Raw genomic sequence first — 19,606 nt, 5'->3', positions numbered from 1 at the left:
CTTGGGCCGGACCGCGTCAGGGTCTTGCAGCCGGCGTTGCCATTATTCATGAATTTTCATATAAATTCCAACCATGTCCCCAGCCCGCTCCGCCGGCCAACAGGCCCGGCCCCCTGACTTTTCGGCGCACGAGTTCCGCGCCTCGCTGGGCATGTTCGCCACCGGGGTGACCATCGTGACCGCGCGCACCGACGGAGGCGATCTCGTGGGCCTGACGGCCAACTCCTTCAACTCGGTCTCGCTGTCGCCGCCGCTGGTGCTCTGGAGCCTGGCGCGCGCGGCGGGCTCCATGGCCGCGTTCTCGAATGGCCGGCACTACGCGATCAACGTGCTGGCGGCCGACCAGCAGGCGCTGGCCGAGCGCTTCGCCGCGCGCGACACCGACCGCTGGGCCGGCGTGGGTTTCACCAGCGGGGCCAGCGGCGCGCCGCTGCTCGATGGCGCCGCCGCGAGCTTCGAGTGCTTCAACCGCAGCCAGTACGCCGAAGGCGACCACGTGATCTTCGTGGGCGAGGTGGAGCGCTGCCGACATCGGCCCGAGGCCTCGCCGCTGCTCTTTCACGGCGGGCGCTTCTACACCGAACACCCCTTGTGAACACCCGCTCCGTGAACGAACACGTTCCGCCGCCGGGCCGCCCCAAGGCGGAACAGCCCCCCCGGGGGGCAGCGACCCGCGCAGCGGTGGAGCGTGGGGGCCCGCATGCGCCGCCGGGCCGCCCCAAGGCGGAACAACCCCCTCGGGGGGCAGCGACCCGCGCAGCGGTGGAGCGTGGGGGTGCACGCTTCACGGACGACTACCTGGGCTACCTGCTCGGGCAGGCCAACCATGCGCTGTTCAAGGACTTCGATGCCGTGGTGCGCGACGCCGGCCTGAGCAGCATCGAATGGCGCGCATTGGCCACGCTCACCGGCCGTCCACCCATGCCGGTGGGCCAGCTGGCGTTCGAGGTGTTGAGCCAGCAACCCACGGTGACCAAACTCGTGCAGCGCCTGGCCGCCCAGGGTTGGGTGGCGCTGCGCGACGACCCGGACGACCAGCGCCGCACGCTGGTGAACATCACCCCCGCGGGGCAGAAGAAGGTGGCGCCGCTGATCGCGCGGGCGCGCGAGCACGAAGCGGCGGTGCTCGGCACCCTGAGCGCGGCCGAGGTGCGCCGGCTCAAGGACCAGCTGCGCCGGCTCGCGCAGCCCGGCTGACCCCACACGAAGCCCACGCGACAGCCGGGACATCGGCGCGCGCCGACAATCGCCGGCATGACTTCACCGGCTGACCGCAAGACCCACCTCGACTCCCTCGCCATCACCCTGCTCGTGGTGTGCTGCGCCTTCTGGGGTTTCCAGCAGATCCTGATCAAGGACACCGTGGCCGAGGTGCCGCCGCTGTGGCAGGCCTCGCTGCGTTTCTGGGGCGCGGCCGTGCTCATCTGGGCCTGGTGCCAGGCGCGTGGTGTGCCGCTGTTCGCGCGCGACGGCACGCTCAAGGCCGGCCTGCTGGCGGGTTCGCTGTTCGCCGGCGAGTTCGCCTTCATCTACCTCGGGCTGCTGCACACCAGCGCTTCGCGCCTGACCGTGTTCCTCTACACCAGTCCCTTCGTGGTGGCGTTGCTGCTGCCGCGCGTGGTGCCAGGCGAGCGGCTGCGGCGCATCCAGTGGGTGGGCCTGGTGATCGCCTTCGCTGCCGTGGCGCTGGCTTTCAGCGAAGGTTTCATGCACGGCTCGCCGGTGGCCGGCGCGTGGCTGGGCGATGCGATGGCGCTGGCCGCGGGCACGCTCTGGGGCCTAACCACGCTCACCATCCGCGCCACGAAGCTCTCGGGCGCGAGCGCGGAGAAAACCCTGTTCTACCAGGTGGCGGTGACGGCGGTGGTCGCGCCTTTCATCTCGCTCGCGCTGGGCGAGGTGTGGTCGCTCGACTACTCGGCGCGCGCCTGGGGTTCGCTGGGCATCCAGACCGTGGTCGGCGCCTTCGCGAGCTACCTCACCTGGATGTGGCTGCTGCGGCACTACCCCGCCACGCAGATGTCCACCTTCACCTTTCTCACCCCGGTGTTCGCACTGGTGTTCGGCGTGGTGCTGCTCAACGAGCCGCTCACGCCCCAGCTGGTGGTGGCGCTGGCGGGCGTGGCGCTGGGCATCGTGCTGGTGAGCCGGCGCGGCTGAGCACGCCTGCGCATTCGCGCGGTGGGAACCCGGGAAATCCCGGGGCGGTTTGACCGAACCCGGCCAGTGACCTTCCTCACTACCTAGTTTCAGCGCCTTCATTGCTGAAACGGAACCGGGGGGTCATTTTGAGCATCAATCTGTCATCAACCGATAACCGCGTGTTTCCCGCCATGGGCGACGACGGTGCGGAGCCATCCGATGAGGAGTCGCTGCTTCTGGTCGGCGATGCCGTTTTGTGCACCGAACCCGACGCCCGATTCGACGACGTCCGCAGTGAGCATCGCTCCGTGAACAACTCCTTGTCCACGGCGATCTCCCCCTTCAGTCAGACCTCCCGCTTTCTCTTTCCGTCCCCCTTCTCCCTTGAGAGAAGCAAGACCAACGAGCCGTCACCCGAAATCCAACGGCAGGTGGCGGCCATTCTGCAGGATTTCGACGCCGGCCCGCCAGAACCCGCCCCCACCGACCTCCTGTCCGCCCAGCACGTCTACCCGGTGTGGTGCGTCCTGTTGTTCGCGACCGTCGGACCCGGCTACGGCACAAGCATCGACTTCCAGACCGGCGCCGAGCACCCGAACGCCGGGCTTCACTACCTGCCGGCGATGATCGCCGGCCTGGGCCAGGCGGGCGACTCCAAGATCACCTGGGACGGTGTCCGCGGCGGATTGGTGAGCCATCGGCAGGAGCTGGAGGACTGCCACGTCTACCTGAATGCGGTGTCCGGCCTGCAGGCCCTGGCCGCGCTGGAAACGCAACGAGCGCCGGACCGCGCCTTGGTCGAGAAGGCCCGGGCCCGATTGCAGGAGCTGGTGCACACCCACACCGCCACCTTCCATCGTTGCCTGGAGCCAGGCTACCTCGTCCCTCGCTGCATGATCGCTGGCGTGCGAGACGTCGGGTTGGGGGGACTGTCTCTTCTCAAGACCGTCCCGACGGCGGCGATCAGCGGGATGTCCACCAGCAGCGAGCCGCTCGCGGGCCCCGCCAAAGGTCTGGCCACCACCCTGCCCTATCTCTCCGCGTCCCTCACGATACTCACGGGCGTTTTCCATCTGGCGCACGCGATCCTGGAGGGCCTGGACGCACGAAGAAGCCGCAAAGCACTGGCGAAGGCCGAGCAGTTCGACAAAAACGTGTTTGTGGCGCATGGAGCACATTGCCCCGAGCTGGCCGAGCTGATGGCGCACCGCCATCAGTGGCGTGAGCTGGCGCGGCTCGATACCGATCTGCTCGACCTGCATGGCTGGGTCCGTGGCATCTATGGGGGTACCAGCCTGGGAAGTGCCGTGGCCAGCGTTGCCCTGACCGCGCTGGGCGGTGCCGCCCTGTTTGGCGCCGCAGGCATGGGCATCCCTGGTCTTGTCGGCATCTTCCTCGCGGGCGCCTACATGATGTGGTACGGGATTCGCGCCAACATCAAGAACGAGCACCAGAAACGCCATGAAAAGACCTGCCGCACCATCGCCGCGCTTCATGAGCGAAGCGCCGACAAGATGCCCGGCCTGTCCAGACCACCCCTCGGCCGCCCGATCCAGGCGATCGCGCACGATCTCGTCCGCCGGCTTCTGACGCCGGACACCCAGCAGCAGACCCGGCAGATGCTGATCGACCTGGGGCTTTCCCCGGCAGAAGTCGATGCGGCCATCGAAGGCGACAGCGAACCGCTCATCCCGCGCATCGAGCGATTGGCCTCGCAGGCAACCCTGTCCTCGGAAACCGAGGCCCTGCGCCGTTTCCATGCGTGCTCGGACAAGCCTGCCTCGAAACAGCTCACCGTGTGGGAGCGATGGGGGGACCTGGGGCACAAGCCGGCGGACATCACGGCGCCTTGCCATCTCGCCAAGCCAAGCTGGACACAGTACCTCGCACCCGGCGCCGACATGGGCGATCTTCGCAAGTCCTCGCTGACCCCGCGGCTCATCCGCCATCACTGGCACGATGCCGGCTTCCAGCCGATGCTGCGTCGGCAGCTGTGCGCGGATGGGCTCTACGTGATGAAGACACCCGACGATGCCTGGGACCTGCTGGACATCCATCGCTACGGTATGCACCGGGAAGCGATGGCGCGCGCCGACATCGCCGGATGGATCCATGCCGGCCAATGGCGCAACCTCGAGGGGTGTCTGCGCGATGACCTGGCCACGCTCCCCCATCAGAAAGTGCTTCAGGACGACTACGGGATCTTGCCCAGGCACACGGGAAACCTCCTGGCCGTGCTGCAGCAATGGGCCGCGAACGTGCCCCTGCAAACCGACACCCTCCCTTCGTTCATCGCCATCTACAAGGCCAGCGACGCGACGGGCAAACGCTCGCTCCTGCCCCAAGTTCAAGCCCTGGTGAATGCCTCCGCCCAGAGCATGCCAAAAGAAGAGGAGGTGACCTTGCGCACCGCGCTTGGCATCGCGGCCGATGGCAACGTCGATGAGCAGAACGCGGATGCCGTGCTGCTGTCGCTCCAGAAGTTCCTGACGGTGTCCGAGAAGCTCCGCGGCCAGACCCTGTCCAAGGTGGTGGCATCGCTCCACGCCTATCCCACCAGCAACCGCTTTCCCAAGGCCCTGTGTCGTCTCGCGGCCCTGCGTGAGCTGCGCATGCGATGCGAAATGCAGGGCTGCAAACTGGACCGGCCAGACGTCGAGCATGCTCTGAGGCAGGCCAAGGCACTGTCGGCCGAGAAGCTTCACACCCGCGCGGTCGGTGCTGGCGAGGGCGGTGGTGTGTTCGGTTTCGGGGGCTATCGCCTGAACAAGCAAGGCGTCTTCATCCGGTCCCTCTTCGAACAATGCATGAGCAGCAAGCCGAGCGCCGCTCCCAAGCAAGAAGAGAACAGCATGAGCAGCAAGCCAGGCGCCTCCCCCAAACAGAAAGAGAACATTCAGGCCGTGCAGCAGCAAAGCGCCCTGTTTCTGCAAGACCATTTTTCAACACTCGTGCTCGCTTGCAAGGCCAGCAAGCCCGCTGAAAAAGGCGCGTTCTTGCCCGAGGTTCGAGCCCTGGTCGATGCCGCTGCTCAAGGCATGCCCGAAGACGAGCGTGCAGACTTGCGTGCCGCCATCGGCGTTCCGGCCGAGAAGGACATCGATGCGGGAAATGTGGATGCCGTGCTGCAGGCGCTGCAGAAATTTCTGACCGTGTCCGAGAAGCTCCAGGCCCAGACCCTCTCCAAGGTGGTGGCCTCACTCCACACCTATCCCACCGACCGCAGCATGCCCAAGGCCCTGTGCCGGCTCGCCGCCTTGCGCGAGCTTCGCCAGCGATGCGAAACGAAAGGCCGCTCCCTCGCCGAGCCGGAGGTGCTGCACGCTTTGGTGTTGGCCAAGGAACTGTCGACCGAGAAGCTGCATGGCCACGGCTTCCTGGGTTTGGGGCGGTGGCGCCTGAACAAGAAAGGTGCGTTCCTCCACCACCTGTTCGAGAGGTGCCTGGGTGGCCATCCACCCCAGGTTGCCATGTCGTCGACTTCGCTCCAGCAGTTGTGGCGCCGGTCGGACGAGCCGATCTACCGTGCCGCGCTGTTGCAGAGCGCGAACCGGATGATGGGGCGCGCGCCCACCGCACCTGTCCCCGCCGATGCGCAGGCGTTTGCCGAGCGCTTCGCCCACTACAGCACGCCCGGAGCACTGCAGAAGGCGCTTCTCAGCAAAGACTCCAAGCAGCGCAAGGCGGCCCTGGACTGCCTGGAGGAGATGCTCACCGCTGCCGAAAAGCGCGTCGGGGATTCGTTGGGTGGAGAGGACTGCGTCATGCACCTGAAAGCGTACTTCCGCCTGGAGAAACTCAAGCACGGTCTGAACCCACCCTCGCGTGAGCTGGGCGCCATATCCGCGGAGCGGCTCAAGACCTACCGCGCCGCTCTCGCCTGGCGCAAGGGAAGAATGCCGTCCTGGCTCAGAAAGATCGCACCGGCCTGGCTGGTGGCCCGGGTCACGAAAGCGCAGAACAAGAACACCAAGGCGATCCAGGCCGAACTCCAACAATTGAGGAACGGCCAGAAAGCGCGAGGCCATTCGCCCTGGTCGTCCAAATTCCTGACTCAACACAACGCCAGCGCCACCGAGCTGCAGAAAATGCAGGCGCTCTATCCCGGTATCGAGGCGGCCACCTACAAAGATCTGGTCACAAGGCTCCGGACGTTGGGCCAAATGAGCGTGCCTCAGCTTCGGGAGTCGATTCTTCAGAACCCGGAGCGGGCCTGGCACTGGATTCAGGTCGAGTTCAGATCCCGCGGCCTGCCGCCGCCCACCGACAAGCCCCATGCGCTGAACTTGCTGAGAGAGGCTGCGGAGAAGGGCGGGCCTGATCTGTTGATGGCGCTGTCGGCCCTGAAACGCAGCGCCAGCAGGCGGCAGGCGGAAGACGTGGCCCTACAGCGCTGGCGCGATCCCGACCGCAGGATCGCCGCCGAAGAGGACGGGGGCGACAGTCAAGGTCTCACCCGCAGCAACAGCGCCACCCTCGTCCCGAGACACCGGATCAGCCTGCTGATCTCCAACGAGTGAGAGTCCGCACGGTGTAAGTCAATCGTCAGTTCCGAGGATCAGCATCTGGCGGGCCCACGGCCTGCGGCATCCCCTCACGACCGTCGGCCAGGAGACCCCCATGCTGCCTAAGGCCATTGTGTTGCTGTCGCTGGTCGCGCTCATCTTCCCCATGGTGTTCTTCACCTTCGCGTCGCCGCCGCTGCTCATCCTGAAACACGACACCCCGCAGGACGCGCGTTTTGTCCGGGGGCTGTTCAATTACTACTACACGGTGGTCGTGATCGCCGCCAGCGTCGGGGCTGTGGGGCAGATGGCGGTGGGCCGCGTCGTGGTGGGGTTGGCCATGGGCGGCGTGGCGGCTTTTGTCTTCGCGGTGCGCCGCTGGGTCGTCCCGCGCATGGATGCGCTGCGCGAAAGGATCGCCAGTGGCGACGCCTCCGCGATCCCGGGTTTCCGGCGCCTGCACCTCGCGGGCATCCTGCTCAACCTCGTGCAGGTGGGCGTGGTCGCCTGGGGCATGGCGAAACTCGCCGCGCTGTAAGCAAAGCTCAGCCCGGCCGGGCCGCGAAGTGCTGCTGCAGGGCCTGCAGCGCATGGCGCACCTTGGCCGGTTGTTCACCGCGCCGGGGCGTGACCGCGAACACCGCCGCCGGTTCCAGCCGCCAGTCCGGCAGCACGGGCGCAAGCCGCCCTTCGGCCAGGGCCTGGCGCACGTCGTCGGCCATGCCCACGTACAGACCCCACCCCGCCAGCGCCATGGCCTGCAGCGCGGTCACCTGCGAGGCCAGAAGGCGCGCTTCGACGCGCACCTCTTCGCGTTCGCCCTGCAGACCCTGAAAGCTCAGCGTGTCCACCGCCGTGCCGCGCGGCGGCAGGCCCAGCCAGTCGTGCCCGGCGAGTTCGCCCGGATGGCGCGGCCAGCCGCGCTCCGCCAGGTAACGCGGCGCGGCGCAGAGCTGGCGCTGGAGTTCCCCCAGGCGGCGCGCGACCAGGGAAGAATCGGTGAAGCGGCCCACGCGCAGCGCGAGGTCCACCCGCTCGCCGATGAGGTCGATGGGCGTGTCGTCCAGCAGCAGGTGCAGCCGCAGCCGGGGGTGGCGGCGCAGGGGTTCGAGCGCGCTGGCCAGCAGCTCGCCGAAGCCGATAGGCGCGGCCAGGCGCAGCTCGCCCTCGGGTTCGTCGCGCAGGCGCTCCAGCGCCTGGTCGGCGCTGCGGGCCTGGGCGACCATGGCGGCGCAGGCGGGGTAATAGCGCTCACCGGCCTCGGTGAGCGTGAGGCGGCGGGTGGAGCGGTGCAGCAGCACCAGGCCCAGGGCCTCTTCGAGCAGGCGCAGCTGCTGGCTCACGGCCGAGGGCGTGCTGCCCAGGCGGCGAGCGGCGGCGCTCAGCGACCCGCTGTCCACGATCTCCGCGAACAGCGCCATGCGTTTGAGTTTGTCGGTCCAGGCGGTGGTTTCGCTGCTCATTGTTTAGATTTCCTACAAGAAGAAAGCTGATTTTGCCGCCTACCGCTCGTTTCTTGTAGCCATGACACTAGATCCATCCCAACCTTTTCAGGAGTCTCGTCATGAAGATCGCCCTCATCGGTGCCACCGGTTTCGTCGGCAGCGCCGTGCTCACCGAACTGCTCTCGCGCGGCCACAGCGTGACCGCCCTTGCCCGCCACCCCGAGAAGCTGACCGCCCAAGCCGGGCTGCAGGTGGTGAAGGCCGACGTGACCGACGCCGCGCAGGTGGCCCGGGCCGTGGCCGGGCACGACGCCATCGTGAGCGCCTACAACCCCGGCTGGAAAGAGGCCGAGATCAAACGCCTGTTCGGCCTGGGTTACGACGGCATCCTGGCCGGCGCGAAGCAGGCTGGTGTGCAGCGCGTGCTGGCCGTCGGCGGTGCGGGCAGCCTGGAGATCGCGCCCGGCCTGCAGCTGGTCGACACGCCCGAGTTCCCGGCCGAATGGAAGCAGGGCGCGCTGGCCGCGCGCGACCTCCTCACGCGCCTGCGCGGCGAGACCGGCCTGGCCTGGAGCTTCCTCTCGCCGCCGATCCTGCTCGCACCGGGCGAGCGCACCGGCAAGTACCGCACCGGCGGCGACCAGCCGCTGCCGGGTTCGGGCGATCAGCCGTCCGGCATTTCGGTGGCCGATCTGGCGGTGGCGATCGTGGACGAAATCGAAAGCCCGAAGCACACCCGCCAGCGCTTCACTGTGGCGAACTGAAAGCTCACTCCGACTAGAACGGGGGAGGCCACCGGGTGCCCGGCTCCGCGGCTGTCCCCCGGGGCGGCTTCGCCGCCCCTCCTCCTTTACGCCGCTGCGCCGGACACCCGGTGACCTCCCCCTTGGTGGCACACAAACGGTTGAACACCTGCACGCCGCCGCTCGCGAGTGCCGGGCGCTCTGCGCAGCGGGGTAAAGGAGGAGAACCGGCGAAGCCGGTTCGGGGGACACCCGCGGAGCAGAGCGCCCGGTGCTCGCGAGCCAGCGAGGTGCAGGCGCGAGACTGCAGTTACGCCCGCGACGCCGCGAACGTCACATACCAGTCCAGGCAGCCCGGGTTGGCCATGGCCTCGCGGTTGATGACCTTCTCCAGCGGCTGGCCGAGCAGCAGCTTCTTGATCGGCAGTTCCTGTTTCTTGCCGGAGAGCGTGCGCGGAATCTCCGCCACCTGAAACACGCCGTTGGGCACGAAGCGCGGCGACAGCGCGGTCTTGATGCTGTCGTTGATGCGCGCCTTGAGCGCATCGTCGAGCACGGTGCCTTCGCGCAGCACCACGAACAGCGGCATGTAACTCTCGCGCCCGAGGTACTCGAGATCCACCACCATGGAGTCCATGACCTCGGGCAGGGCCTCGACCGCGCTGTAGAGCTCGCTCGTGCCCATGCGCAGGCCGTGGCGGTTGATGGTGGCGTCGGAGCGGCCGTAGATCACGCAGGAGCCGTCGGCACCGATGCGCAGCCAGTCGCCGTGCCGCCAGACCGCGCCGGCCTCGGGGCCGAGGTCGCCACCCCCGGGCTTGCGGCCCTGGCCCGGCGGGTAGGTGTCGAAATAACTGCCGATCAGGCGCTGGTGGTCCACGTCGCCCACGAAGTACAGCGGCATCGACGGGATCGGTTGCGCACACACCAGCTCGCCCACCTCGTCGATCACCGGCTGGCCCTGCTCGTTCCACGCTTCGACCGCACAGCCCAGCAGCCGGCACTGCATGCGCCCGGGCGTCTGCGGCAGCTCGCGGTTGCCGCCAATGAAGGCGCCCGCGAAGTCGGTGCCGCCCGAAATGTTGCACCACCAGATGTCCTGCTGCGCGCCGCTCTTCGCGATGCGGCGGAACTGCTCGGTGCCCCAGCGCTGTGCGTCTTCCGAGAGCGGCGAACCGGTGGTGCCTAGCGCGCGCACGGCGGACAGATTGCCACACGCGGCCAGGTCGACGCCGGCCTTGATGCAGTTGGCGAAGAAGGCCGCGCCCGCGCCGAAGAAGGTCACGCCCAGCTCGGCGGCGAAGCGCCAGAGCGTGGTCCAGTCGGGCTTGTCCTTGCTGCCGCCGGGGTTGCCGTCGTAGATCACGCAAGTGGTGCCATTGAGCAGGCCGCTGGTCTGCGCGTTCCACATCACCCAGCCGGTGGAGCTGTACCAGTGGAAGCGCTCGCCCCAGCTGTTGGGGTGGTAGCTGCAGCCCACGTCGTTGTGCAGGATCTTGAGCGCCATGCCCACGATCACCGTGCCGCCATGGCCGTGCACGATGGGCTTGGGCAGGCCGGTGGTGCCGCTGGAGTAGACGATCCACAGCGGGTGGTCGAAGGGCAGCCACACCGGCTCGAACGCGGCGGTGGCAGCGTCGTCGCGCGCGATCGCGGCCGCGAAGCTGGCGCAGGGCGCGGCGGCCCGCAGCGCGTCGGCCTGCGCCGCTTCGCCCTCGGCCAGGTTGGTGTGCAGCACCACGTGGCGCACGGTGGGCAAGGCCGCTCGCAGCTCGGCCACCACGGCCAGGCGGTCGTGGTCGCGGCCGGCGTAGCTCACGCCGTCGCAGGCGATCAGCACCACCGGCTCGATCTGGCGGAAGCGGTCGAGCACGGCGTGGGTGCCCATGTCGGGCGCGCAGATGCTCCACACGCCGCCGATGGACACGGTGGCGAGAAAAGCCACCATGGCCTCTGGAATGTTGGGCAGGTAGGCCGCCACGCGGTCGCCCGGCTGGACGCCCTGGGCCTGCAGGTGCTGCGCGAGCGAGGCGACCTGGCGCCGCAGCTCGGGCCAGCTCAATTCGGCGTGCCGGCCCTTCTCGTTGCGGCTCACCACGGCGGCAAAGCCCGCCTCGTGCGCCGGCCGCACGTGGCGGAACACCTGCTGCGCGTAGTTCATGCGCGCGCCGGGAAACCAGGGCGCGCCAGGCATCACGTTCCTCGCCAGCACGGCCGTGTGCGGCGTGGGCGACTGCAGCTCGAAGTAGTCCCAGATGCTTTGCCAGAAGCCATCGAGGTCGGTGATGGACCAGCGCCAGAGCGCGCCGTAGTCGTCGAAACGCAGGCCGCGGTGCTCAGCGAGCCATTGCTGGTAGAGGCGGATCTGGGGCACGTGGGGCGCGGTCATGCGCCGAGCTTAGACCGGGCCCGCGCCCGGTACGACTAGGGTTTGTACGGTTGTACAAGAATCGGCGCCGCCCGTTCAATGCCCCTTCGCCGGCCGCAGCCCGCGGCCCGCCCCACCGGGACATCCCATGGCTTCAACGAACAACCCGCTGGACGGCTTCGAGGTCGACCGCGCCGCCATCCGCACCATCGGCCAGGACCTGCAGCGGCCCGAGTGCATCCTGGCCGAGCGCGACGGCACGCTGTGGGCGGCCGACGCGCGCGGCGGCGTCACGCGCATCGGCGCCGATGGGCAGCAGCGCTTCATCGGCCAGCGCGCCGACCAGCGCTTCGCCAGCGCCGCGCAGGCTTCGCTGCACGACGTGGAGGCCAAGTACACGCAGGGCACCTTGCCCAACGGCCTGGCATTCGCGGCCAACGGCGACGTGCTGATTGCCAACTTCGGCACCGACCGGCTGGAGGTGATGGCGCGCGACGGACAGACGCGCACGCTGCACGACACCATCGACGGCGAGGCGATCGGCAAGGTCAACTTCGTGCTGCGCGACTCGAAGAACCGCATCTGGCTCACCGTCTCCACGCGCGTGAACCCCTGGACCGTAGCGGCCAGCAGCCGCGTGCGCGACGGCTACATCGCGGTGGTGGACGAACGCGGCCTGCGCGTGGTGGCCGACGGCTTGCACTTCACCAACGAGATCCGTTTCGACGCAACCGAGGAATGGCTCTACATCGTCGAGACCACCGGGCCGCACATCAGCCGCATGCGCGTGGTGGAGTCGGCCCAGGGCGTCGCCCTGACCGACCGCGAGGTGTTCGGACCCTCCCACCTGGGTGGCTTCCCCGACGGCATCGCGTTCGACGCCTTCGGCAACCTCTGGTGCACGCTGGTGATGACGGACCAGCTGATCGCACTCACGCCGCAGGGCGAGCGGCGCCTGCTGCTCGACGACGGCAACCCCGAGGCCTCGAAGGTGCTGCTGGACCACATGAACGACGGCACGCTCACCGCCGAGGACATGCTGCGCGCGCGCGGCACGCTGGCGCCCTGGATGGCCAGCGTCACCTTCGGCGGGCCCGACCTGCGCACGGTCTACATCGGCAGCCTCATGGGCACCACCATCCCCTTCTTCACCTCGCCCGTGCCCGGCCTGCCCATGGTGCACTGGTAGCACATCGGCGACCGCCTTCCGCACGACCCGGCCCAGGGTTTGTACGGGTGTACAACATTTTTGAACACATGTTCAATACCACCATGCCGTCCCGCAAGCCTGAGCCTGCCCGTCGCCAGAAGAGTGCCGCGCCCCGCCCCGACCGCCAGCAGGCCATCCTGCTCGCGGCCGAGAAGCTGTTCGCGCAGCGCGGCTACCACGCGGTGACGATCCGCCAGATCGCCGAAGAGGCCGGCGTCCCGCTGGCGCTGGTGGCCTATTACTACGGCCCCAAGCAGGACCTGTTCCACGCGGTGTTCGCGCACTGGAGCCACACCATCGAGGAGCGACTGGCCGCGCTGGACGCGGTGTCCAAGGACCCCGCCGATCCGAACACCCTCACGCGCATCGTCGAAGCTTTCGTGTTCCCGGTGATCCGCATGCGCTCCAGCCCCGAAGGCCAGTACTACGCGCAGCTCGTGGGCCGCGAGCTGGCCTACAACAGCGAAGAAGCCGACCGCGTGCTGCACGACTTCTTCGACCCGATGGCCAACCGGTTCATCGACGCGTTGCACGAGGTGCTGCCGCATGGCACACGCGCCGAAGCCGCCTGGGGCTACCAGTTCGCGCTGGGCTCGCTGCTGCATCACCTGGTGGACGACCGCATCGCGCGGCTGTCAGCCCACATCAACACACCGAGCGACCCCGCTGCCGCCGAACGGCTGGTGCGCTTCATCGTGGGCGGCCTGCGCGCGGCCCTGCCCGAATCGTCCAAGAAGAGTTCGATCACCCCACCCAAAAGGAGACAGACATGAAACGTCGCACCGCCCTGGCCGCCCTGGCCTCCGTTCCCGCCGCCATGAGCCTGCCGGCTTTCGCGCAGAGCCCGACCAAGATCGTGTTCGGCTACACCGCCGTGACCGACTTCGCCTCGGTGTTCGTCGCCGCGGAAAACGGCTACTTCAAGAAGCGCCTGCTCGACGTGGAACTCAAGTTCATCCCGATCAACTCCACCATCCCGGCGGCGGTGCAGGCCGACTCGCTGCAGATCGGCGGCCCCACGCCCAGCGTGTACCTGCAGTCGGTGGACGGCGGCCTGGACCACGTGGTGGTCGCCGGTGCCGGCGTGACCTCCAAGACCATCACCGGTTTCGGCCTGGTGGCCAAGGCCGGCAGCGGCATCCGCAAGGCCCAGGACTGCGTGGGCAAGAAGATCGGCGTGCCCGGCCTGGGCGCCTTCCTGCACGTGACCTTCCGCGCCTGGCTCAAGAGCCAGGGCGTGGACTACACCAAGGTGAACTTCGTCGAAGCCTCGTTCCCGCAGCACGGCGACCTGCTGCGCGGCGGTTCGGTGGACGCCGTGGTGAGCGCCGACCCCTTCATGAGCCGCATCACCGACTCCGGCGTGGGTTACGTGGCCTCGTACTACTCGACCTTCCTGCCCGAGAACCAGCCCACCATCATCCACGTCGCGCGCCGCGACTGGGTGGCCAAGAACCCGGCGGCCGCGCGCGGCTTCCGCGAGGCCGTGCAGGAGGCCGCGGCCTTCATGAACCAGCCGAAGAACGACGGTGCCGTGCGCGCGGCCATCGGCAAGTACATCAAGCTGCCGCCCGAGGTGATCGCCAAGGTGCAGATCTCGCCCCCCATGGCGGTGGTGACCGAGAAGCAGCTCAGCTACTGGGTTGACCTCATGAAGGACCAGGGCATGCTCAAGACGGTGCCCGACGTGGCGCGCCTGATCGCCAAGTGAGGCACGCCACGCCCCACGCCAGCGCCGCTTCGACCATGACCGATACCGTTCTGCACTTCGACCGCGTCGCCATCGAACTCGGTGGCCGGCAAATCCTCTCACCCACCGAACTGACGGTGAAGCGCGGCGAGTTCGTGTGCGTGATCGGTCCCTCGGGTTGCGGCAAGACCACGCTGCTGCGTGCCGCCGCCGGCTTCGTGACGCCCAGCCAGGGCAGCGTGCGCCGCCAGGGCGCGCCCATCACCGGCCCGAGCCGCGAGGTCGCCTTCGTGTTCCAGGACTACGGGCGCGCCCTGCTGCCCTGGCGCACGGTGCAGGCCAACGTGAGCCTGGCGCTGGAGGCGGCGAACGTGCCGGCGGCCGAACGGCCCGCGCGCATCGACCACGTGCTGAAAACCGTGGGCCTGGCCGCGCACGGGCACAAGTTCCCGGCGCAGCTCTCGGGCGGCATGCAGCAGCGCGTGCAGATCGCGCGCTGCCTGGCCCAGCAGCCCGACGTGATGCTGATGGACGAGCCCTTCGGCGCGCTCGACGCCATGACGCGCGAGACCCTGCAGGACGAGCTGGCGCGCCTGGTGCGTGAAGAGGGTCTGACGGTGATGTTCGTCACCCACGACCTGGAGGAAGCGCTGTACCTGGGCGACCGCGTGATCGCGCTGCGCAGCAACCCCACCCCAGAGCTGCCCAGCCTGGCCGCGCTGATCGACGTGCCGCTGCCGCAGCCGCGCGACCAGCTCAGCACCAAGGAGCACCCCGAGTTCCTGCGCCTGCGCCGCGAGCTCTATCACTACCTCGGGCACTGAACGATGAAGCTGAAGTCCCTTGCGTTCCCGGCTCTGCTGCTGGGCGCGCTGGAAATCTGGGCCCGCACCACGGGCCGGGGCAGCGATGCCATCGCCCCGCCCAGCGCCGCGCTGCGCGCCTTCGGCGGCGCGATCACCGACGGCTCGCTGCTGGAGGCCACGGCCTTCACCCTGGGCACGGCCGCGCTGGGCCTGCTGATCGGCGCGCTAGGCGGCCTGCTGCTGGGCACGCTGCTGGGCCTGTCGCGCCGCGCCGCGCAGCTCGGTTTCCTGAGCGTGGAAGTCGCGCGCCCCATTCCGTCGGTGGCGCTGATCCCACTGGCCATGCTGGTGTTCGGTTTCGGCCTGCGCATGGAGCTCAGCGTGGTCGCCTTTGCCTGCCTGTGGCCCATGCTGGTGCTCACGCAGGCCGCGGTGCAACAGGTCGAGCCCCGCCTGCTGGAGGTGGCGCGCGCACTGGAGCTCACGCCACGACAGCGTTTCGCCTGGATCATCGGCCCGGCCATCGTGCCGCGCCTGTTCGTGGCGCTGCGCCTGGGTGTGGCGATCGCCCTGGTGGTCGCCGTCACGGTGGAGATCGCGGCCAACCCGCACGGCATGGGCTACGCGATGATGATCGCGCAACAAAGCCTGGACCCGGCGCTGATGCTGGCCTGGCTGGCCTGGATCGGTGTCGTAGGCTACGTCATCAACGTCGGCGCGCTCGCGCTGCAGCGCCGCGTGGCGCGCGCCATGGGGGAGCAGGCCGCATGATCAAAACCACCCGCACCCTCTCGGCCCTGGGCAGTGCCTCGGGCTCGGCCCTCGTGCTCGGGGCCTTCATCGCCCTGTGGTGGGCCGCCAGCACCAGCGGCTGGGTCAATCGCGCCTTCCTGCCCACGCCGCAGGCCACGCTGCAAAGCCTGGTGCAGGGCCTGGCCGGCGGCGACCTGGCGGCCTACACCTGGGCCACGCTCAGCCGCATGTTCAGTGGCTGGGTGCTGGCCAGCGCGCTGGGCATCGCCCTGGGCGCGCTGATCGGCAGCTCGCGGCGCGCCAGCGAATGGATCGGCCCGACCCTGGAGTTCATCCGCCCGCTGCCCGCCTCGGCCGTGATGCCGCTGGCCATCGCGCTGTTCGGTCTGTCGGGCGGCATGGTGCTGGCCGTGGTCGCCTTCGGCGCCATGTGGCCGGTGCTGCTGGCCACGCTGCATGGCCTGGCCAACGTGCACAAGCAGCTGCGCGAGGTTTCGCGCTCGCTGGAACTCAGCCACCTGGCCTTCGTGCTCAAGATCGGCCTGCCCAATGCGATGCCCGACATCCTGGCCGGCATGCGGCTGTCGATGACGGTCTCGCTCATCGTCTCGGTGGTGGGCGAGATGATCGCCTCGCAACCCGGCCTGGGCCAGGCCATCCTGCTGGCCGCGCGCTCGTTCCAGGCCAGCGAACTGTTCGCCGGCATCGTGCTGCTGGGCGCCATGGGCTTTGCGAGCAACGTACTGCTCGCCGTGGCCGAACGCTCGCTGCTGCGCTGGCAGCGCCCCTGAATCCCACCTCGCTCCCTTGGAGAACCACCATGCCCCGCAAATTCATCGACCTGTCCATCTACCTGGAGAACGACGTGGTGAGCGACCCGCCCGCGTTCGCCCCCAAGATCCAGTACTTCACGCACGACAACACCTTCGAGCAGATCGAGCCCTTCTTCCCCGGGCTGAAGAAGGAAGACCTGCCCGACGGTGAAGGCTGGGCCGTGGAGCTGGTGCAGCTCTCCACGCACAACGGCACGCACCTCGATGCGCCCTACCACTTCCACTCCACCATGGACAAGGCGCTGGGCGAGAAGAAGCCCGCGATCGCCATCCACGACGTGCCGCTGGAATGGTGCTTCCAGCCCGGCGTGAAGCTGGACTTCCGCCACTTCGCCGACGGTTACGTGGTCACGGCCGCCGACGTGGAAGCCGAGTTGAAGCGCATCAACCACACCCTCAAGCCGCTGGAGATCGTGGTGGTCAACACACGCGCCGGCTCGCGCTACGGCCACAACGACTTCGTCTCGGCCGGCTGCGGCATGGGCTACGAAGCCACCATGTATTTGCTGGAGCGCGGCGTGCGCCTGACCGGCACCGACGCCTGGAGCTGGGACGCCCCCTTCGTGCACACCGCGCAGAAGTACGGCGAGACGAAAGACGCCTCGCTGATCTGGGAAGGCCACAAGGCGGGGCGCGACATCGGTTACTGCCACATCGAGAAGATGCACAACCTGGAGGCCCTGCCGCCCACCGGCTTCTTCATCTCCTGCTTCCCGCACAAGATCCGTGGCGCGTCCGCTGGCTGGACGCGCGCGGTCGCCATCTTCGACGACGCACTTCAGGCCACCGCATAGCCCCCACGCTCCGCCGCTGCGCGGGTCGCTGCCCCCCGAGGAGGCTGATCCGGCTTGGGGCGGCCCGGCGCCGGATCGTCTTTCTTCAGCACAGGAACCCTCATGGAACTCAACCACACCCACGACGCGAACACCCGCAGCTGGCTCGAATCGGCCAACGCCCCGGGCACCGATTTCCCGATCCAGAACCTGCCCTTCGGCGTTTTCCGCCGCAAGGGTTCGGGCGAAGCCTTCCGGGGCGGCGTGGCCATCGGCGACCAGGTGATCGACCTGGCGGCCATCGCGCGCGACAACGCGGTGTCCGGCCCGGCCGCACAGGCTGTCAACGCCTGCACCGGCGACGCGCTCAACGACTTCCTGGCCCTGGGCCCGGGCGCCTGGCGCGCGCTGCGCCACGCGCTGTTCGACCTGCTCAAGACCGGCGCCAACGGCCCCGGCGTGAACGCGCTGCGCGCCAGCCTGGTGCCGCAGGCCGAGGTGGAGATGCGCGTGCCCACGCGCATCGGCGACTACACCGACTTCTACACATCCATCCACCACGCGCGCAACGTGGGCCGCGTGATGCGCCCGGACGACCCACTCACGCCCAACTTCCAGTGGCTGCCGATCGCGTACCACGGCCGCGCCTCCAGCGTGGTGGTCAGCGGCACGGCGTTTCGCCGCCCCATGGGCCAGGCCATGGCACCGGGTGCCGCCGCGCCGGTCTATGGCGCCTGCAAGCGCCTGGACTACGAGCTGGAGATGGGCTTCTACATCGGCCCGGGCAACGCCATGGGCCAGCCGATTCCGCTGGCCGAGGCCGAGCAGCACATCTTCGGCATGTGCCTGCTCAACGACTGGTCGGCGCGCGACCACCAGTTCTGGGAAATGGCGCCGCTCGGCCCCTTCCTGGGCAAGAATTTCTGCACCACGGTCTCGCCCTGGATCGTGACGCTGGAAGCGCTCGCGCCCTACCGCGTGCCCTTCGCGCACCCTGCCGACGAGCCGCAGCCACTGGCCTACCTGGACAGCACGGCCAACAGCGAGCGCGGCGGCGTGGATGTGCAGCTCGAAGTGCGGCTGGAGTCGCGCGAGCACCGCGAGCGCGGCATCGCGCCCGACCGCCTCTCGGCCACCAGCTTTCGCCACCAGTACTGGACCATCGCGCAGATGGTCGCGCAGCACAGCGTGGGCGGCTGCAACCTGCAGCCGGGCGACCTGCTGGGCACGGGCACCATCTCGGGCCCCACGCACGCAGAAGCCGGCGCCATCGTGGAACTCAGCGTGGGCGGCACGAAGGACGTGCCGCTGCCGGGCATCGGCGCGCAGCGCCGCTTCCTGGAAGACGGCGACACGGTGATCCTGCGCGGCTGGTGCGAGAAGCCGGGCGCGGCGCGCATCGGCTTCGGCGAGAGCCGTGGCGAGGTGCTGCCCGCGATCGGCTGAGAGACGCGCGGGGCCAGGGCGCCTGCGCCCCGCTCAGGCCTCGGCCTTGCGCGTGGTGCGGGCCTGCATGAACTTGCCCAGCCCCACCACCAGCAGCGCACCCGTGGCCGCCGCGACGTAGTGCAGCCAGGGGTGGGCCATGGTGTAGCCCTGCATCAGGTGGTCGTTGACGACGGTTTCGCCGCCGACCCAGCCGATCAGGGCGGCGCCCAGGGTCACGATGACCGGAAAGCGCCCCATGAGCTGGATCATCAGCGTGGAGCCGAAGACCACCAATGGAATGCTGATCGCCAGGCCCAGGATCAGCAGCACCATGTTGCCCTGCGCGGTCGCGGCCACGGCGATCACGTTGTCCAGGCTCATCACCAGGTCGGCGATCAGGATGGTGCGGATGGCGGCCATCATGGTGCCCGTGCCCTTGTGGTGCCCGTCTTCACCATCTTCGTCGCCGCTGAGCAGCTGGTAGCCGATCCACAGCAGCAGCACGCCGCCGATGACCTGCAGGAACGACAGCTCCAGCAGCTTGGCCGCCACCACCGTGAGCACGATGCGCAGCACCACGGCCGCGCCCGAGCCGAACAGGATGGCTTTTCTTTGCTGCTCGGCCGGCAGCGAGCGCGCCGCCAGCGCGATGACGACGGCGTTGTCGCCCGACAGGATGATGTTGATCCAGATGATCTTCACCAGACCGACCCAGAAGTCGGCGGTGCTGAGGAATTCCATGGTGTCTCCAGCGTTTCAGGTTTGAAGGGTGAAGGCACTTTAGGAGCGAAAAACGGCCTCCTTCATGCGGGGTTCTGCGTAAACTTTGCGCGCCCAGGGGCCGAAACTTAAGCGTGTTAAGTCTGCTGCGGCTCGGTGGCTTTGCGGGCACAATGCCTGCGGCGCGAGG

Annotated in this window: 17 protein-coding genes; 14 read left to right on the top strand and 3 right to left on the bottom strand. The window is 68.5% G+C overall.

All coding sequences use genetic code 11. The features are described from left to right. Nucleotides 1-73: 73 nt before the first annotated feature. The 5 genes from ACODTB_RS16690 to ACODTB_RS16670 all read left to right on the top strand — a co-directional run bounded on the left by ACODTB_RS16690 (nucleotide 74) and on the right by ACODTB_RS16670 (nucleotide 7,185). Nucleotides 74-595 (top strand): flavin reductase family protein, encoded by a 522-nt coding sequence (locus ACODTB_RS16690; RefSeq protein ID WP_291121155.1) that lies wholly within the window; start codon nucleotides 74-76, stop codon nucleotides 593-595. An 11-nt stretch (nucleotides 596-606) separates the two neighbouring features. After that, nucleotides 607-1,197, top strand: a complete 591-nt coding sequence (locus ACODTB_RS16685; RefSeq protein ID WP_488929492.1) for a MarR family winged helix-turn-helix transcriptional regulator — start codon at nucleotides 607-609, stop codon at nucleotides 1,195-1,197. A 57-nt stretch (nucleotides 1,198-1,254) separates the two neighbouring features. Then, on the top strand, nucleotides 1,255-2,160 hold the full coding sequence (locus tag ACODTB_RS16680) for a DMT family transporter (RefSeq protein ID WP_291121990.1): 906 nt from the start codon (nucleotides 1,255-1,257) through the stop codon (nucleotides 2,158-2,160). 128 nt (nucleotides 2,161-2,288) lie between these two features. Next, entirely contained in the window at nucleotides 2,289-6,662 is a 4,374-nt protein-coding gene (locus tag ACODTB_RS16675; RefSeq protein WP_488929491.1) for a hypothetical protein, read from the top strand. Nucleotides 6,663-6,762: 100 nt separating this feature from the next. Continuing rightward, nucleotides 6,763-7,185: a hypothetical protein gene (locus tag ACODTB_RS16670; RefSeq protein WP_291121986.1), complete on the top strand. Its 423-nt coding sequence runs from the start codon at nucleotides 6,763-6,765 to the stop codon at nucleotides 7,183-7,185. A 7-nt stretch (nucleotides 7,186-7,192) separates the two neighbouring features. Here ACODTB_RS16670 and ACODTB_RS16665 read toward each other — a convergent pair whose 3' ends face one another. Beyond that, entirely contained in the window at nucleotides 7,193-8,110 is a 918-nt protein-coding gene (locus ACODTB_RS16665; RefSeq protein WP_291121984.1) for a LysR family transcriptional regulator, read from the bottom strand. 101 nt (nucleotides 8,111-8,211) lie between these two features. Between ACODTB_RS16665 and ACODTB_RS16660 the strand changes: the two genes are divergently transcribed. Further along, entirely contained in the window at nucleotides 8,212-8,856 is a 645-nt protein-coding gene (locus ACODTB_RS16660; protein WP_291121983.1) for an NAD(P)-dependent oxidoreductase, read from the top strand. A gap of 289 nt (nucleotides 8,857-9,145) precedes the next feature. Here the strand turns inward: ACODTB_RS16660 and ACODTB_RS16655 are convergent, their stop codons facing one another. Next, nucleotides 9,146-11,224, bottom strand: coding sequence for an acetoacetate--CoA ligase (locus tag ACODTB_RS16655; protein ID WP_291119268.1), 2,079 nt, complete (start codon nucleotides 11,222-11,224; stop codon nucleotides 9,146-9,148). A gap of 127 nt (nucleotides 11,225-11,351) precedes the next feature. On the opposite strand from ACODTB_RS16655, the gene ACODTB_RS16650 reads away from it, so the two are divergent. The 8 genes from ACODTB_RS16650 to fahA all read left to right on the top strand — a co-directional run bounded on the left by ACODTB_RS16650 (nucleotide 11,352) and on the right by fahA (nucleotide 18,714). Next, nucleotides 11,352-12,392: an SMP-30/gluconolactonase/LRE family protein gene (locus ACODTB_RS16650; protein ID WP_291119265.1), complete on the top strand. Its 1,041-nt coding sequence runs from the start codon at nucleotides 11,352-11,354 to the stop codon at nucleotides 12,390-12,392. Between the two features lie 83 nt (nucleotides 12,393-12,475). Continuing rightward, nucleotides 12,476-13,186, top strand: coding sequence for a TetR/AcrR family transcriptional regulator (locus ACODTB_RS16645; RefSeq protein WP_488929490.1), 711 nt, complete (start codon nucleotides 12,476-12,478; stop codon nucleotides 13,184-13,186). Continuing rightward, on the top strand, nucleotides 13,183-14,124 hold the full coding sequence (locus ACODTB_RS16640; protein WP_291119259.1) for an ABC transporter substrate-binding protein: 942 nt from the start codon (nucleotides 13,183-13,185) through the stop codon (nucleotides 14,122-14,124). Before ACODTB_RS16645 ends, ACODTB_RS16640 begins: the two co-directional genes overlap by 4 nt. Nucleotides 14,125-14,159: 35 nt before the next feature. Beyond that, nucleotides 14,160-14,927, top strand: a complete 768-nt coding sequence (locus ACODTB_RS16635) for an ABC transporter ATP-binding protein (RefSeq protein ID WP_291119256.1) — start codon at nucleotides 14,160-14,162, stop codon at nucleotides 14,925-14,927. Nucleotides 14,928-14,930: 3 nt separating this feature from the next. Further along, complete coding sequence (locus tag ACODTB_RS16630; protein WP_291119246.1) at nucleotides 14,931-15,680, top strand: ABC transporter permease; 750 nt, start codon at nucleotides 14,931-14,933, stop codon at nucleotides 15,678-15,680. Beyond that, nucleotides 15,677-16,453, top strand: a complete 777-nt coding sequence (locus ACODTB_RS16625; protein WP_291119243.1) for an ABC transporter permease — start codon at nucleotides 15,677-15,679, stop codon at nucleotides 16,451-16,453. The genes ACODTB_RS16630 and ACODTB_RS16625 overlap by 4 nt, the downstream gene beginning before the upstream one ends. A gap of 29 nt (nucleotides 16,454-16,482) precedes the next feature. Further along, nucleotides 16,483-17,289 (top strand): cyclase family protein, encoded by an 807-nt coding sequence (locus tag ACODTB_RS16620; protein WP_291119240.1) that lies wholly within the window; start codon nucleotides 16,483-16,485, stop codon nucleotides 17,287-17,289. A gap of 102 nt (nucleotides 17,290-17,391) precedes the next feature. Beyond that, nucleotides 17,392-18,714, top strand: coding sequence for a fumarylacetoacetase (gene fahA, locus ACODTB_RS16615; RefSeq protein WP_291119237.1), 1,323 nt, complete (start codon nucleotides 17,392-17,394; stop codon nucleotides 18,712-18,714). A 33-nt stretch (nucleotides 18,715-18,747) separates the two neighbouring features. Here fahA and ACODTB_RS16610 read toward each other — a convergent pair whose 3' ends face one another. Further along, nucleotides 18,748-19,437 carry a TerC family protein gene (locus ACODTB_RS16610; RefSeq protein WP_291119234.1) on the bottom strand — a complete coding sequence of 230 codons (690 nt, stop codon included), beginning with the start codon at nucleotides 19,435-19,437 and terminating at the stop codon, nucleotides 18,748-18,750. Between the last annotated feature and the right edge of the window lie 169 nt (nucleotides 19,438-19,606).

The sequence above is a fragment of the Hydrogenophaga sp. FG152 genome (assembly GCF_057809615.1).
Note: the sequence above shows the minus strand (reverse complement) of the source record. Positions and strands in the feature narration are given on the sequence as shown.

Bases quoted from the DNA above. Each gene is read 5' to 3' on its own strand.
- ACODTB_RS16645 (WP_488929490.1), top strand. From the start codon at position 12,476: ATGCCGTCCCGCAAGCCTGAGCCTGCCCGTCGCCAGAAGAGTGCCGCG.
- ACODTB_RS16650 (WP_291119265.1), top strand. From the start codon at position 11,352: ATGGCTTCAACGAACAACCCGCTGGACGGCTTCGAGGTCGACCGCGCC.
- ACODTB_RS16670 (WP_291121986.1), top strand. From the start codon at position 6,763: ATGCTGCCTAAGGCCATTGTGTTGCTGTCGCTGGTCGCGCTCATCTTC.
- ACODTB_RS16640 (WP_291119259.1), top strand. From the start codon at position 13,183: ATGAAACGTCGCACCGCCCTGGCCGCCCTGGCCTCCGTTCCCGCCGCC.
- ACODTB_RS16655 (WP_291119268.1), bottom strand. From the start codon at position 11,224: ATGACCGCGCCCCACGTGCCCCAGATCCGCCTCTACCAGCAATGGCTC.
- ACODTB_RS16610 (WP_291119234.1), bottom strand. From the start codon at position 19,437: ATGGAATTCCTCAGCACCGCCGACTTCTGGGTCGGTCTGGTGAAGATC.
- ACODTB_RS16635 (WP_291119256.1), top strand. From the start codon at position 14,160: ATGACCGATACCGTTCTGCACTTCGACCGCGTCGCCATCGAACTCGGT.
- ACODTB_RS16630 (WP_291119246.1), top strand. From the start codon at position 14,931: ATGAAGCTGAAGTCCCTTGCGTTCCCGGCTCTGCTGCTGGGCGCGCTG.
- ACODTB_RS16690 (WP_291121155.1), top strand. From the start codon at position 74: ATGTCCCCAGCCCGCTCCGCCGGCCAACAGGCCCGGCCCCCTGACTTT.
- ACODTB_RS16665 (WP_291121984.1), bottom strand. From the start codon at position 8,110: ATGAGCAGCGAAACCACCGCCTGGACCGACAAACTCAAACGCATGGCG.
- fahA (WP_291119237.1), top strand. From the start codon at position 17,392: ATGGAACTCAACCACACCCACGACGCGAACACCCGCAGCTGGCTCGAA.
- ACODTB_RS16620 (WP_291119240.1), top strand. From the start codon at position 16,483: ATGCCCCGCAAATTCATCGACCTGTCCATCTACCTGGAGAACGACGTG.
- ACODTB_RS16680 (WP_291121990.1), top strand. From the start codon at position 1,255: ATGACTTCACCGGCTGACCGCAAGACCCACCTCGACTCCCTCGCCATC.
- ACODTB_RS16625 (WP_291119243.1), top strand. From the start codon at position 15,677: ATGATCAAAACCACCCGCACCCTCTCGGCCCTGGGCAGTGCCTCGGGC.
- ACODTB_RS16660 (WP_291121983.1), top strand. From the start codon at position 8,212: ATGAAGATCGCCCTCATCGGTGCCACCGGTTTCGTCGGCAGCGCCGTG.